This window comes from Vibrio marinisediminis (assembly GCF_014050145.1).
Classification (GTDB): domain Bacteria; phylum Pseudomonadota; class Gammaproteobacteria; order Enterobacterales; family Vibrionaceae; genus Vibrio; species Vibrio marinisediminis.
This window is the reverse complement of sequence record NZ_JACFYF010000011.1, coordinates 21,441-36,993: the sequence shown is the minus strand read 5'-3', so window position 1 is coordinate 36,993 and position 15,553 is coordinate 21,441. Positions and strand designations below refer to the sequence as shown.

The window sequence follows — 15,553 nt, the reverse complement described above, 5'->3', positions numbered from 1 at the left end:
TATTAAAAACTGAACCGCTAACTGACAAGATCATAGTTTGAATTTTTTTAGGAAAAAAATAACCATAATTATTTCTATAATTACTTCGTTCCACATGATGAGATAGCAATATGTCTCAATTCTGAGAATGAATAATAGAAGGTCGTTTTTACTGCCTCAAATTTGAGAATAACCTTTAGATATAGCGCTAGAGTTTGATAGATAAAATTCAAAAATAGCATTTTTGGACCAGACATTTTTCCAACCACCAACTTTATAATGAATCTCAACCGCTGATTTAATACCCACGATGAGAAATAAATCTATCACTCTGGCTTTCAGATATAGTCTTTAATCCTGTTCGGCATCATTCACGTGCTAGGTCGACTCGTATTTTTCCGAAAGCGAGGCAAAAAAAAGCCCCTCTTACATAGAGGGGCAACGGTTCCATCGCTTATAGTTATAATCTGATTTTAGAAAATGCGTTAACCGAAATCACCGTTCACGTATCCTTGAGTTCGATCATCACGAGGCGAACTAAAAATAACGTCCGTTGCATCATGTTCAACCAGTTCCCCCATCAAAAAGAAGGCGGTACGGTCAGAGATTCGACGAGCCTGCTGCATTGAGTGCGTCACAATCACAATGGTAAACTTCTTCTTCAACTCTTCCATTAATTCTTCGATTTTATGCGTTGCAATTGGGTCAAGTGCTGACGTCGGCTCATCCATCAGAATTACATCCGGTTCCATGGCAATCGTACGTGCAATACACAAGCGCTGCTGCTGACCACCAGAAAGACCAAATGCATGAGATTTAAGGCGGTCTTTTACTTCATTCCATAGTGCCGCGCCACGCAAAGAACGCTCAACCACTTCATCAATGTACTTTTTGTCTTTTATTCCTTGAGCACGTAAACCGTATGCAACGTTCTCATAAATACTCATTGGGAATGGATTTGGCTTTTGGAACACCATACCCACTTTGATGCGTAGATCCGCGACATCAATGTTGCCATAGATATCTTCATCATCCATGGTTAAGTTACCTGTGATTTTTACGCCTTCGATTAGATCATTCATACGATTCAAACAACGAAGCAGGGTTGATTTACCACACCCAGATGGACCAATTAGTGCGGTTACTTGACGCTCTGGAATTGGTAGGTTAATTGATTTTAGCGCCTGATTTTCGCCGTAAAAAAGGTCTAGGTTTTCAATGCTAAACTTGTTCATATTCTTTATCTCTTAAATTCTTGTCTTGTGCTGTAGTAATTCAGTAAGTAGCAGTGTTAAAGCGGCTAGCAATCAATTTTGTTACCGTGTTAATCAGTAATACCACTACAATCAGCACTGTCGCTGTACCGTATGCTTGGTTCCACTCTTCAATAGTGAATAGCTCGGTAGTCAATTTATAAAGGTGTACTGTCAAGGTTCGACCTGAATCCAAAAGCGAGTCAGGAATACGCGCAACCATACCTGCGGTTAAAAACACTGGTGCAGATTCACCAATTACACGCCCAATACTTAGAATGACCGAAGTTAAGATACCTGGCATTGCACTTGGCAAAATTAAGCGCCAGATAGTGTAAATTTTTGAAGAGCCTAATGCGTATGCCCCTTCACGATAAGTCTGAGGGACTGCCATCAATGCTTCTTCAGTGGTACGAATAATCACCGGCAAAATCAAAATACTGAGAGTCAGCGCACCCGATAAGATCGAGAAACCCAAACCTAATATGCCGACAAAGAAAGTCATACCGAACAGACCAAAGATGATCGATGGAATACCCGCTAAAGATTCAGTACAAAAACGAATCACTTTAACTAAACGGCTACCTACTTTCGCATACTCAGTCAAATAAATTGCGGTCATAATACCCAGAGGTGCTGCCACTGCGATCGATGCGAGAACCATATAAATAGTAGAGACAATCATTGGGAATATACCGTGCTCGTCCCCTGTACGAGTATAATTATCGGTAATAAAATTCCAATCAACATGCTGTAAACCATTGGACAATATGTACCAAATAATCCAGAACAGAAAACCTACGGTTAAAGCGGCCGCGCCCCAAATAAAGCTGACTAACACTTGGTCTTTAATTTGGCGAGCTTGTTTTAGTTTTGCAAAATCCATCATCGTCACCCGTCTTATTTCGCTTTTTGGCGGTTTAGGTAAAGCAGAGCAGCATTCAATGCCATGATAAACACTAGGAGAACCACGCCTGTTGCATAGAGTGCATTAGCGTGTACGCCACTTGCGTAAGACATTTCAATCGCGATATTAGCCGTTAGCGTACGTGCCGAATCAAGAATGCCTTGCGGCATGGCTGGAGCGTTACCCATTACCATGATGATTGCCATGGTTTCACCCAGTGCACGACCGATACCTAAAATTACACCTGTCATAATGCCCGAGCGAGCCGCAGGAAGAAGAAGCTTAAAAATGGTGTAGATTTTCGATGCGCCAAGTGCCAGTGAGCCTTCTTTGTATGTGCGTGGCACTGCGCGAATTGAGGTTTCTGAAACCGTAATAACCGTCGGTAGAATCATCACACCCAGCACAATGATACCCGCTAAAATCGTGTTACCCGCAGGCACATTAAATACGTTTTGGATTAAAGGAACGATAATCACCAAACCGAAGAAACCGTATACTACCGATGGAATACCCGCTAAAAGTTCAACTGCTGGACGAATAATATCGGCGACACGCTTAGGCGCAATTTCAGCGATAAATATAGCGGTAAGGACACCAACAGGCACACCCACAACGACAGCGCCAAAAGTAGACACCATAGAGGCGACAATCATAGTCGCAACACCATATAATGCGGGTGGTAGCCAATCCTGCCCAAATACGATGCCTGTGACACCTACTTCTTGGAATGCAGGAATAGATTCTCTTACAATGAAATAAGCAATAACGGCTAAGGATAAAATGCCGATAACAGCACTGGTTAGAAATAATCCATGAAAGATGCGCTCTCTCCAATCTACACGTTTTTTAGCACGTAGACCTGACTTAGCAATTTGAGTCGCTTCAGTGTTCATAAGCTCTTCACTATTTGTTGCGATGGTCATATATAAATCTCACTAAGCTAACTCCCCCGAATCAACTAAACGCTTTAGTATCATTCCGGAATGTATTATTAGCTGTGAAAGAAGAGGCTCAGCCCAATCCAGGCTGAGCAAGGGTATTTCTATATACTCAGATCTTATTGTTCTCTAAGAGATTGAATATATTAGTTAATTGAGATGTAACCTTTTTGGTCTACTAATGTTTGTGCATCAGCAGATACCATCCAATCAAGGAACTTCTCAGCTTCAGCTGAAGGTTTGCCTTCCTTGTATAGCACTAGGAAAGGACGAGCTACTTGGTAAGAGTTGTTCTTAACATTGTCTACTGTTGCTTCTGTGCCGTTGATTGCTAGCGCGTTTACCGAGCTATCCACTGTACCTAGCGAAATATAACCAATTGCGTAAGGATTAGATGCCACCATTGTTTTAAGAGCACCGTTACCATTGGCAACTTGAGCACGTTGAGAGATAGCTGACACTTTCACATCACCAATCTTCTTCTTAAGCTTCATGATGTCTTCGAATGCGCCGCGAGTACCAGAGGCGGTATCACGAGTGATGGCAACGATTGGTTTATCTGCACCCCCAACCTGTTTCCAGTTAGTAACGTCACCTTTATAGATAGCTGTTACTTGTTCAGCAGTCAGACCTTGAAGGTCATTTTTAGGGTTAACAACTACCGCGATACCGTCTAGAGCAACCGTTAGCTCTTTAAGTGCTGGCTCTTTCTCTGAATCTTTTAGGTTACGTGAAGACATACCTAAGTCTGCACTACCATTTTTCGCCGCTTTAACACCTGCTGATGAGCCCGGTCCTTGGACTTCAATGAATACGTTTGGATTTGTCTTCATGTATGTTTCTGAGAAAACTTCCATTAGCGGAGTTACACTGCTAGAACCTACTGCTGAGATAGTTTCTTTCGCTAGCGCTGGAGTTACTGTCAGAGTACCTAGTAGTGCAATTGCACCGATAACTGTCTTTTTCATCACAATTTCCTTTAGTGGCTTTATTGCCGTCGTGTTTTATTCAACGGTTGTCACTTTAGAATCCGAATATGACAGTTGTGTTTCACTTAATTGAAGCCTGTGTGACAGTTGACGAACTAGAGCAGTTAATGACCGTTTTGATGTCATAGAAGCGAAAAAGCCAGTCAGAAAACCTGACTGGCTTAAGCCCAGCTTACGCTGATTTGCAGGAGCACAAGTGTCTAGGGGGATAGACAATTATACTTTGGGGGAACTGTTCTCTATTATCGCGTCGATTTTAACAACGCTATCGAATTTAACATTGCGTCTTTGGTACTGACATCAATGGTCTTGATATTACTAAACCTTTCAGGCTCTTTAATCGCTACATCGTGAGCAAATATCACTACTCTTGCTCTTCTTACATCAGCAGCGGTTATACGATTATTAATCCCGTTGGCACCTTGCGTTTCGACTTTAATTTTCATTCCTAACGAATGAGCTGCCTTCTCCAGCGATTTTGCCGCGAGGAAAGTATGTGCAACGCCAGATGGGCATGATGTGACTGCCAATACATCGGCTTCGCCCTCACCTTCAACTGAACTATTTAAATACTGGCGTGACTGTATCTCATCTTCTTCTGTGACCGTTTTCTTTAAAAAGATAACCAGAAAGGCTGTTGTCAACGCGCCCGCTAACGTGCCAACGATATAACCAAGCTTGCCATCAACTACAGGCAATACGATCCAACCTCCCCATGGGGCATGGTTCAACACATGGAACATAAACCCTATTACGTTACCGACAATGCCACCAGCAACAATGGCTGGTAGAACTCGAGCAGGATCCGCCGCCGCAAACGGTATTGCACCTTCGCTTATGCCAATCATGCCCATGATGCCCGCTGCCTTACCCGCTTCGCGTTCATCACGCTTAAATTTATGCGGTGCCAACAGTGTCGCAAGCGCCATACCAAGAGGCGGCGTACAAATTGCAATACCCACCCCCCCCATCAGCCAAGGCTGAGTATTCACCTGTGTCTGAGCAAAAAGTGTGGCGACTTTATTGATAGGTCCACCCATATCAAATGCCGTCATAGCACCAAGCACCGTACCTAACATCATTTTGCCAGAACCCGCTAACCCCGCGAGCCATTCATTTAGCCAAGCCATAGCGTTGGCAATAGGTGCGCCAATCAACCACATGACCGCGCCACAGGTCACAAAGGTGCCAACCAGTGGGTATATAAAAATCGAACTCAGCGAACTCATGCTGTCTGGCAGCTCAATTTTCTTTAATGTGCTCACGGTATAGCCCGCAATAAAACCGACAATAATCGAGCCGAGAAAACCCGTGTTATAGTGGCTAACCGCTATCCATGACCCAATCATGCCGGGTGCTAGTCCCGGCTTATCAGCAATGGAATAAGCAATATAACCGCCAAGAACAACGGTAAAGAGCGTAAGTCCTGCAATACCCATTTGTGCCACATCAGCCAAGAACCCATTCTCGGGTAACGCGCCCTGCCCTGACAGCATCACTGACAGAGACAACAGCACCCCGCCCGCAACGATAAACGGGATCATGTGCGATGTACCAAATAGTAAATGTTCTTTGACTCGTGCCAGCTTCTGTTTGCACGGGCTCATCGGTTCTGAGATAAATTCAATACTATTATCGTAATCAGAGCCAGCAGCATGAGAGTCAGTACCCATCAGCAATTCAAGTGCTTCCTGCTCTGATTGCGCGGCTTTTAACTGCTCAACAAACCCATCTTCAATCAATCTAGAAGAAACTTGTGCCAGCACTTCAATATGGTGGTGATCGTTACCATCAGGTGACGCGAGCATGAAAAAGACATCAGACAGTTCACCGTCTTCAGCACCATAATCAATGCCACTACGGCTAATGCCGATAGCAACCGCAGGCTGAACAACGGCATTACTTTTTGCATGTGGAATTGCAATACCTTCTTCAAATCCAGTATTGCCAATTTGCTCACGCTTCCAAATGTCTTGTATAAACTGATCTTTGTTGGCTAATTTACCTGTGCTATCGAGTATGTCGACCAACTCAGATAACACCTCTTCTTTAGTTTGCGCTTTAAGATTTAAACAAATGGTGTTGGATTCAATTAGGGTGGTTATATCCATTTTTCATTCTACCTAATACTTGATCATTCACACTCGTCGATATGGCTTGAAAACTTGGTCTATAGGTTAACCACACAAACGACTGCACGATATAGTACGAAACGAGCATTAACTGGAGTAATGTAACACAGCTTTTAAACTGTGATAGAGCTCTTACCTTTATTGGTTTTAGATCAAGGCTTCCCAACACTGATATGCTAGTATCCTGCCAAACTAAAAGCCGAGAATTACTATGAAAATTGTAGCGGTGACAGCATGCCCTACCGGCATTGCTCATACTTATATGGCGGCGGATGCGCTGGTAAAAGCAGCCCCTAAATTCAACGTTCAAATCAAAGTCGAAACTCAAGGCGCGATGGGCATTGAGAACCCCTTAACTCCTCATGATATTGCCCAAGCCGACAAGGTATTGATTGTCTCTGATATCAATATTGAGCAAGCCGCGCGCTTCGAAGGGATGAATACCGTGCATATCCCTATTGAAGACGTGCTCCTCAACGTAGACAAAGTGTTTCTTGTTCATTGCCGCTAAACACCTAACAAGATGAACGAATACCAAATTACCTTTTTAGTTGATGATGCCAGTAACAGTGCTCATATTGCGCAGCCTCTGTGTCGGCTGGCAAAAAAATTCAAAAGCTCTCTACACATCATCAATATCACCCAAGATCGGTGCGCAATGCTGACAAAATCGTCGGCAATGCTTCGCGTAGGTTTGCAGCAAGGTGATATTTGCCAAATTACCGCAATCGGAATTGATGCCGAACTCGCCTGTTTTGTACTCAAAGATATTATTGCTGAGCACTTTAGCTTGATTGGCGCACATATTAACTATCAATTCTCCAGTCAATTAGCCAAGCGGTTACCGCAGCTATCTCCGCCCTGTGAGATCCAATGGCACTATGCAAAGGCACAAACAGAGTTAACTAAATTTGAGTGTTTAAAAGGACTTGCTCAACTAATCTACCCAACATCACCTGATGATTTGATCCTCGCATTTGTAAAGCGTGAAGAGCGCTCATCAACGTGCGTGACACCAGGTATTGCCCTACCTCATGTGATGTTTGCCGATGTTAGCGATATTTCGATTGCGGTGATCAGTAATGATAAATCCATTGATTGGGCATCTAAAATGGGGCAAGTTCACCTCGCAATTGCACTGGTGATGCCTCAATCGCCAAGCCGTGAACAAATTATTGCCGCCACCAATCTCACTCGTAATCTACTCACCGGTCAAATTGCTCAGCGCCTACTACTGACTCGCAGTAGCGTCGACTTGCAAGCCCTGCTTATGTACGCAATGTCACGCTTACTGGCGTGACATTATTTGCCGCAAAAAACAGTTTAGATAGAACCGCGATACTCTGACGGGGTGCGCCCGGTTTTATTTTTAAACACTCGGCAAAAGTAGTTCACATCTTTAAAGCCACAACGAATGGCGACCTCATTGAGTTTAAAATTGTATTTCTTGAGCATAAATTTAGCTCGGTCGACTCTTACCCAAGTAATGTAGTCCGCCAATGTCATATGCCCTTGCTGACGGAACAAGCGCGATAAATGGTTGGCTGAAATACTAAAGCGATCAGCGATGCTATCGCGAGTAATTTGACGATGAAAATTCTCTTGAATATAGATACAGATGCCTTGATAAAGATCCTGAACTCGACTGTGTGATTGCTCTATCGGTTGGTCGAGCATGGTTTTGCTGTATTGTAACAAGGCTTGTAACAGCAACTCATCCATTGGCTTCTTGTGGCTTTCACGGGCTAATGAACTCAACGCTTCCAATATATTATCAATCGCAAAGCCTGAGCGAGTTTGGATACTGTGTTTTTGAATATCATAAAAACCCGCTTCACCTTTGCGCTTGCTCACCAAACTCAAGCCAAGTTGTCGACGTCCAAACAGCATACTGAGCACAGAGCAGTTAGTATCCCAATCGGGTTTATTCCAACAGTTAGGCGGAATAAAAATCGCATCACCCGGCTTGGCAACTATTTGAGCCACTTTACGCTCATGGTCTTCAATTTCATTGATGTATTCACCATCTAACACCAATTCTAAACGAGGAAAGTTAACCTGATAGCTGCATTCTGGGGGAGTATGAAAATCACCCGCGAACCAGATATTGTGAAATGGTTCTCGCTCACTCAATACTGAGGAAATCAAATCATGGAAAATCATTCTAATTACTCTAGCAATGCACGTTTGGTGCTATAAAAATAGGTATACATCGCTCTATTTGAATATGCCACAGTGTGAAATCACACTTCAAAAATCAGGTTACAATTTTACAGTAAAAGCATTAATTTTCCACTCAACGAGCAACACTATGCCTTACAAAGTCTTTGTTTATAACAATTAGTGCTGATTTCCATTTTTCCAAGCAAAACTACAACAAGTTACATATCTCTAACTCTCACTTTCAAAACGATCAATGTCACACCCTGAATGTTAGGTTACAAAAATCCAGTAAATGCAATTTTTCTTCACTTCATCGTTTTTATAAAACGGCTCAAACTGCGCTTATAGAGAACAATAAAACCGAAGGGGTGTGAGATGATCACAAAACTTATTAATCAAAATTTGATTACGCTTGATCTTAAAGCGACCACTAAAGAAGAGGTATTCTTTGAGCTAATTGACGTATTACACGCTCAAGGTCGAATTTCAGACAAAGAACAATTCCTCGCTGATATCAAGGCTCGTGAAGAGCTAGGTAATACTGGATTTGAAGAAGGTGTTGCTATACCACACGCGAAAAGTGCAGCTGTGATTGAACCAGCGGTTGTTATTGGTGTCAGCCGAACCGGTATTGAATACGGCGCTGAAGATGGCTTGCCATCTACCCTATTCTTTATGATCGCCTCCCCTGATGGTGGTGACAACCACCACATTGAAGTGCTTGCAGAACTGTCTTCAAAACTGATTGAAGATGGTTTTATTGAGCGTTTCTTGGCTGCACAAAATAATGAAGAAGCGCTAGCGCTATTACTAGAGAAACCGGAAGAGATCTCAGCACCAACAGAAACGGCGGCAAGCAAAGGCTTTGTCATTGGTGTGACCGGTTGCCCAGCAGGTGTTGCGCATACTTACCTAGCAGCAGAAGCGCTTGAAAAAGGCGCGGCTGAACTGGGTTACCAAATCAAAGTAGAGACTAATGGCTCTATCGGTGTAAAAAACAGCCCAACAGACGAAGAAATTGCCCGTGCAGATGCCATTATTGTCGCTTGTGATAAGCAAGTAGACATGGCACGCTTTGCTGGTAAACGTTTAGTTGAAACCAACGTTAAAGCGCCAATCCGCAATGCAAAAGGGCTGATTAACGAGGCGTTAAACGCCCCAACGTATCAAGCTAACACCGTACAAAGTAGCCAATCAAATAGTGAAAAAGCGTCGCAAACTCGCTCAGATCTATACCGTTACCTAATGAATGGCGTATCACATATGATCCCATTCGTTGTCACCGGTGGTCTATTAATTGCGCTTGCACTGGCAATCGGTGGTGAGCCAACAGAAGCTGGTATGGCGATACCTGATGGCAGCATGTGGAACCAAATCCTCAATGTGGGTGTGGTTGCCTTCACACTGATGATCCCTATTCTATCGGGTTACATTGCCTATGCGATTGCTGACCGCCCTGGTCTTGCTCCAGGCTTGATTGGTGGCTGGATCGCCAACAATGGTTCATTCTATGGTGCAGAAGCGGGTACTGGATTTATCGGTGCTATCATTGCTGGTCTACTCGTCGGTTACTTTGTGAAATGGGTAACATCCATTAACTACCACAAATTTATTCAACCACTTGTGCCAATCATGATTGCGCCAATCACAGGTTCGTTATTTATTGCTGGTCTATTCATTTTTGTTATTGGCGCGCCAATCGCAAGCTTAATGGATGGTCTAACCGCAATACTAACTAGCTTAAGCACTGGCAACGTTGTACTGCTAGGCATCGTATTAGGTGGCATGGCCGGTTTTGATATGGGTGGTCCATTTAACAAAGTGGCATTCCTGTTCTCAGTAGGCATGATTGCAAGTGGTCAAACACAGTTCATGGGTGCCATGGCGTGTGCCATTCCTGTTGCGCCACTTGGCATGGCAATGGCGACGGTATTAGGTCGTAAACTTGACCTGTTCGAATCATCAGAAATTGAAGCAGGTAAAGCTTCTGGTGCTATGGGTTTAGTGGGTATCTCTGAAGGTGCCATTCCATTTGCCGCGCAAGACCCTATGTCTGTAATCCCAGCCAACGTGCTAGGTTCAATGGTCGCTGCCGTAATGGCATTCTCTTTCGGTATCACTAACAGCGTGGCGCATGGCGGTCCAGTAGTCGCTCTACTTGGCGCAATGAACTTCCCATTACTTGCACTTCTTTCTATGGCTGCAGGTGCAACTGTGACGGCTATCACCTGTGTTACTCTTAAGAAAATCCGCAAAGCGAAACAAATTGCAGCCACTGCATAACTCGCTATAAACTCTCATGACCTAGGCAATTTTGCTTAGGTCATGTTGCATTACAGCCTGCAAATTTTATGGTGACATTGATGTCTGATACTCTTTTTGAAAACAATCAAAACCTACATTCTGTATTCTTCCCGATGACCAACGTCATCCAAAATTACGCATGGGGCAGCACAACCTCAGTCAACCAGCTTTTTGGTATTGAAAACCCAACTGGCGAACCTCAAGCTGAAGTTTGGATGGGTGCGCACCCTAATGGCTGTTCTATGGTTGAAAGCCAAGGCGAAACGACGAAACTGTCTGAACTGATTAGCAATGACATGAACGCTTTTTTAAGCGAAAAAGTTACGCAACGTTTTGGTGAACTGCCTTACTTATTTAAGATCCTAGCGGCTGAAAAAGCGCTTTCAATTCAGGTGCACCCAAATAAACAGCAGGCAGAAACCGGTTTCGCCCGTGAAGAACAACAAGGTATTGCTCTAACAGCGGCTAACCGTAACTACAAAGATCCAAACCACAAGCCTGAGCTGGTTTACGCACTAACCTCGTACCAAGCGATGAATGGATTCCGCTCGACTGAAGAGATCATTGCCAACTTCTCTCGTTTAGACATCCCTGAACTGGCAACGTTACTTGCGGCTCTAGTTGAAAACCAAACCGCTCAAGGGCTGAGTGATTTCTTCTCTGCTCTGCTCTCTCTAAATGGCGAGAGTAAAGATAACGCACTAGCTGCGCTAATGGCTTACGCAAACAACTCTCAAGATCCATTAATGGCACTGATTGTTGAGCTAGAGACTCAATACCCAGGTGATATTGGTCTGTTTGTACCGCTAACACTCAATATCATCACTCTTGAGCCAGGTCAGGCAATGTTCCTAGATGCGGAAACACCACACGCTTACATCAAAGGTACTGGTCTTGAAATAATGGCGAACTCAGACAACGTACTACGTGCCGGTTTAACGCCAAAGTTCATGGATATTGATGAGCTAGTTGCGTGTACGATTTTTGAAGAGAAACCTTTCGATACGCTACTGTTAGAGCCAAATGTGAATGATGAAGTACTGGAATACCCTATCCCAGTAGAAGACTTCAAATTTGCGATTATTCCAAGCTCTACTGATCGTGTAATAGAGATCAACACGGCGGAGATCTTGTTAGCACTTGATAGCTCAATGACGCTGACTCACAGCAATGGTCAAAGCTGCGCAATTGAGAAAGGTCAGTCTGTATTTGTGCCTGCTTACGCACAAAGCTACACCCTAGAGTGCCAAGGTCGAGTTGCGCGCGCTTACAGTTAAATCTAGCGAGTTTCTAAGTACTTAAGCCCTGCCATGCGGGGCTTTTGTTTGTCTGAGTTAAATTCTCAGCCACATTCCATTTATACGAGTTCTTACTACCAAAAATAATCTGAAACATCGTTGCCGTTTTTACATTTGGATTAACCAAAGCTGCATAACTCTCTCATTCTAAACAACTCTACCTTTAAAAATATCAATTCATTGCCTACGTTAGTGGTATGACCACTATTCGGAAGCCACTATGCCAACACAACCTCGTATTACATGCGAAATTGATGAAAACCAAATTGCAATTGTTACGCTAAATCGCCCCGATAAGCTCAACGCTATTGATATGGAAATGTTCCAGCAAGTGAATAGATTAACCAAAAAGCTTAAAAAGGAACGACTAATTAGAGCCGTTATTGTACAAGGTGCTGGCAGTGATTTTTGCTCAGGTTTGGATGTAAAATCTTTATTGACGAACAAAGTGGATGCTCTCAAATTATTGTTCAAATGGTGGCCGACAATGCCAAATAGCGCGCAACGTTTCTCGTTGGGCTGGCGTGACATCCCCTGCCCTGTGATCTTTGCCATCCATGGTCGTTGTTGGGGAGGAGGTTTACAATTGGCGAGCGGTGGAGATTTTCGTATCGCATCTCATGATGCAAACTTTTCGATCATGGAAGCAAAGTGGGGGTTAATCCCAGACATGGGCGGAGCCGTCGCATTTAGAGAAGTAATGCGACAAGATCATACTCTTGAATTAGCGATGACGGCGAAAGTAATTGATAGTGACGAAGCACATAGAATCGGCTTGGTCACAAAAGTCGCAGCCGATCCCTTTAGTGCGGCTTACGAGTTAGCATTGGAATGTATTAATCGCTCACCCGACGTATTAGCGGCAAACAAAAAGCTTTATAACCAAACCTGGTGCTCATCTGCCGGCAAGGCTCTATTTTTGGAAACTTGGTATCAAATTAGAGTGGCTTTGGGGAAAAACCGAGCGGTTGCGATCAGCAGAGAACGAAAACCGGATTCCAAGCGTGACTATTTACCGCGTAAGTTTGAGTGATCGCCTCATAAACTGTATTTTTTAGGTCGCACGCATGCCTTAGTGCTACCTTTTAAAATCCCCTCTACCAACACCGAGCTAGCTAATCTTGCTAGCTCAGAAATGCCCCTCGGTGAGTCAAACTAACTTAGAGCTCGCTTTTGCGTTTAGTTGTTGATATGTCCCGCTTTTAAGTCTGCTGATTTCTTTGCCCTTACTGTAAGCGGTCCAGTCACTCTTTGTCTTGCCAAAGAGTAAACAGAAAGGCGCTTTACTTTCTTTGTCGCTGTCCGGTCGGTTTTAGGCGTTCCCGACGCCGAAAACCTAAAAATTCTGTCCTGAATTTTTACCTAATGAGGTGTTTGAATTGGCGAGCTAATCGTTGGGGGGGGATTGACTAAGCAAAAAGTAAGACCTGACCCCGTTGAACCCATACTTTAGAGCTAATAACCTAAAATGTATGTGCCCCAAAATGTGTTTTGATTTTCCTATCGGCTTCACCTTCATTTTATGAAGCCCCACTTAACACCTGATTAAGCAATTGTGAATTCCGGCATGCAAAAACTATTTGTAAAGTCTTGGTGAGTCTTAATTCTACAAGGACGTAGACCTACCATTTAACGAGGTTACAAATGTTTATACGCAGGTCTATCTTCGCTCTAACATCCCTTTCTATTGCAACAGCATCCTTTGCTCAAGAGTCTGAAATTCAAGATATGTCGGACCCGCTTGCGGTCTATACACAGGCAGGTTTTGGCTACACCGACAAAGGACTTAACGTTAAAGTCGGTCAAACCTATGATACGGGTAATGATGTCACGATGGGGATGAATGTTTTCGAAATCAAAGGTATTGCAGGCGACACTCTGGGGTGGAACGATCGAAACAACGATGACAGCATCGACTCAATTCGATTTAGAAATTTCAGCGTTGACCTAACCAATGGTCGAGGATCTCAAGTTGATGTGAATTGGAACTTTGATAGTAACCAAGGTTCAGCATCTTATAGCTTCATCCAAGCGCTGCCGCAGATGGGCATGTTCAACTTCTACCCGCTTGCTGGCTTAGGTATTGCCGCAGGAGAGGAGTTCGAGGGGACAACGGGTGGAGATTTAGACGCTAGCCAAGTTCGAGACCGCTACAACCTACACGGAACTTTTTACGTGGCTGGTATGTACGCAAAGATGCAAATTACAGACAAAATTTGGCTCAATTATAACCCAATGTACATGGGCACAATTTCGGGCTCATCTGATTACAAAGAGCAAGGTTTTCAGCAAGGTGACTCTATCATGACCCATGAATTTTCGTTAGGTTACCAACTAATTCCAAGAGCAAATGTCCGCTACTATGCCAACTGGAGTGAAAACACCCACTACTCAGATGGTGATCATCGCATTGAGTTCAATTACCAATTTTAATTCATAGAATAAGAGTTGGTTTGCAATTTGCCGAGCCAACTCTTACGTATTGATAAGTGATTTAATCATCTCATATAGCCACAAGTGTTTTTTACTCTTCCTGTTCTTCTTGTGGATATAGGCACATAAACGCAACGTAGTAAGTTCTTCAAAGTTCGTGACCTTTATCGCCCTGAGCCCTTCCCCACAATGCTGCACAAAGTTTTCTAGAGCCGGAGCAATCAAGTCCGTCTTCAACACAATTTCACGAATGCTGATCGCTGATGTACTTCTATGAACAACATTAATGTCTAACCCTTTTTTGGCTATCACTTGTTCAATAAGCGAAGTATGGAAAGTATTAAAAAACGGCATTTCTATCAGGGCAAAATCGTATTCTAATAGCTCCTCAATCGTCGCCGTTTCTTTCTTAAAGGGGTGATCTTCTCTCACCACCGCAACGAAGCTCACATCATCTAGAGGAAGCTCGTAGATATCTTTTGTCGTACTAGAAAACTGAAATTGGACAGCAATGTCGACTTGATCAGTTTTCATCATTGCGGGTGTTGCAGTGGTCATATTGTGAGAAGCAAAAGTAACGTTCGGGCATAACACTGAGATTTGCTCAAACATCATCGGCGATAACCAAGGAATGATCTGTTGCCCCATATCGACCGTGATAGTGCCATCAAGCTCGCTAGGCTCAAATTCACCATGAGTATTCACCGCGTGGGACAAATAAGTTAACGCTGGAGACAAGGCCGAAAAAAGACTGTCTGCAAACGGAGTCGTATCAAACCCCTTTGGGGTTTTAACAAACAACTCATCCTCAAAGTGGTCACGTAACTTATTAATATTTTGGCTAACAGCAGGAGGTGAAATAAAGAGCAACTCAGAAGATTTCTTTAAGTTACGTTGTTGATAAACAACAGAGAATAACTTGAGTAGGTTGAGATCAAGGTTCTTAAACTTATCGTTGCTCATTGCTGTCCCTTTATAAGCTGTATTAAGTTCAGCTTAACAGCAAGGTAACTAAATTCAAATATTCGAATCTCAATTGGATCTTTATCATCACAGGCATAGGTAATGGAATACGAATCAGCACGCAGTTAACGCACTGATTCGGCAAAATTTTAGAAGGACGATAATTAAACCTTCGAATAAGCGAGTCAAAA

General features: G+C 43.4%; 13 protein-coding genes. 6 read left to right on the top strand and 7 right to left on the bottom strand.

Annotation, left to right across the window (positions count from 1 at the left end):
- Positions 1-464: 464 nt before the first annotated feature.
- The 5 genes from pstB to H2O73_RS15470 form a co-directional block, all read right to left on the bottom strand.
- Entirely contained in the window at positions 465-1,214 is a 750-nt protein-coding gene (pstB, locus tag H2O73_RS15490) for a phosphate ABC transporter ATP-binding protein PstB (protein WP_182109778.1), read from the bottom strand.
- A gap of 40 nt (positions 1,215-1,254) precedes the next feature.
- Positions 1,255-2,118: a phosphate ABC transporter permease PstA gene (pstA, locus tag H2O73_RS15485; RefSeq protein WP_182109777.1), complete on the bottom strand. Its 864-nt coding sequence runs from the start codon at positions 2,116-2,118 to the stop codon at positions 1,255-1,257.
- A 14-nt stretch (positions 2,119-2,132) separates the two neighbouring features.
- Positions 2,133-3,065 carry a phosphate ABC transporter permease subunit PstC gene (gene pstC, locus H2O73_RS15480; RefSeq protein WP_182109776.1) on the bottom strand — a complete coding sequence of 311 codons (933 nt, stop codon included), beginning with the start codon at positions 3,063-3,065 and terminating at the stop codon, positions 2,133-2,135.
- 161 nt (positions 3,066-3,226) lie between these two features.
- A complete protein-coding gene (locus H2O73_RS15475; RefSeq protein ID WP_182109775.1) occupies positions 3,227-4,048 on the bottom strand; it encodes a phosphate ABC transporter substrate-binding protein in 822 nt (273 codons plus the stop codon).
- A 263-nt stretch (positions 4,049-4,311) separates the two neighbouring features.
- Positions 4,312-6,180 (bottom strand): PTS fructose transporter subunit IIBC, encoded by a 1,869-nt coding sequence (locus H2O73_RS15470; RefSeq protein ID WP_182109774.1) that lies wholly within the window; start codon positions 6,178-6,180, stop codon positions 4,312-4,314.
- A gap of 232 nt (positions 6,181-6,412) precedes the next feature.
- On the opposite strand from H2O73_RS15470, the gene H2O73_RS15465 reads away from it, so the two are divergent.
- On the top strand, positions 6,413-6,712 hold the full coding sequence (locus H2O73_RS15465) for a PTS fructose transporter subunit IIB (RefSeq protein ID WP_182109773.1): 300 nt from the start codon (positions 6,413-6,415) through the stop codon (positions 6,710-6,712).
- Between the two features lie 12 nt (positions 6,713-6,724).
- Positions 6,725-7,501 (top strand): PTS sugar transporter subunit IIA, encoded by a 777-nt coding sequence (locus H2O73_RS15460; protein ID WP_182109772.1) that lies wholly within the window; start codon positions 6,725-6,727, stop codon positions 7,499-7,501.
- A 23-nt stretch (positions 7,502-7,524) separates the two neighbouring features.
- Here the strand turns inward: H2O73_RS15460 and H2O73_RS15455 are convergent, their stop codons facing one another.
- Positions 7,525-8,364, bottom strand: a complete 840-nt coding sequence (locus H2O73_RS15455) for an AraC family transcriptional regulator (protein WP_182109771.1) — start codon at positions 8,362-8,364, stop codon at positions 7,525-7,527.
- Between the two features lie 375 nt (positions 8,365-8,739).
- Here H2O73_RS15455 and H2O73_RS15450 point away from each other — a divergent pair, with 375 nt between their 5' ends.
- The 4 genes from H2O73_RS15450 to H2O73_RS15435 all read left to right on the top strand — a co-directional run bounded on the left by H2O73_RS15450 (position 8,740) and on the right by H2O73_RS15435 (position 14,399).
- A complete protein-coding gene (locus tag H2O73_RS15450) occupies positions 8,740-10,647 on the top strand; it encodes a PTS fructose transporter subunit IIABC (protein WP_182109770.1) in 1,908 nt (635 codons plus the stop codon).
- A gap of 80 nt (positions 10,648-10,727) precedes the next feature.
- A complete protein-coding gene (manA, locus tag H2O73_RS15445; protein ID WP_182109769.1) occupies positions 10,728-11,945 on the top strand; it encodes a mannose-6-phosphate isomerase, class I in 1,218 nt (405 codons plus the stop codon).
- 241 nt (positions 11,946-12,186) lie between these two features.
- Positions 12,187-12,999, top strand: coding sequence for a crotonase/enoyl-CoA hydratase family protein (locus H2O73_RS15440; RefSeq protein ID WP_182109768.1), 813 nt, complete (start codon positions 12,187-12,189; stop codon positions 12,997-12,999).
- Positions 13,000-13,610: 611 nt separating this feature from the next.
- On the top strand, positions 13,611-14,399 hold the full coding sequence (locus tag H2O73_RS15435; protein ID WP_182109767.1) for a hypothetical protein: 789 nt from the start codon (positions 13,611-13,613) through the stop codon (positions 14,397-14,399).
- Between the two features lie 42 nt (positions 14,400-14,441).
- Here the strand turns inward: H2O73_RS15435 and H2O73_RS15430 are convergent, their stop codons facing one another.
- On the bottom strand, positions 14,442-15,362 hold the full coding sequence (locus H2O73_RS15430; protein ID WP_182109766.1) for a LysR substrate-binding domain-containing protein: 921 nt from the start codon (positions 15,360-15,362) through the stop codon (positions 14,442-14,444).
- Between the last annotated feature and the right edge of the window lie 191 nt (positions 15,363-15,553).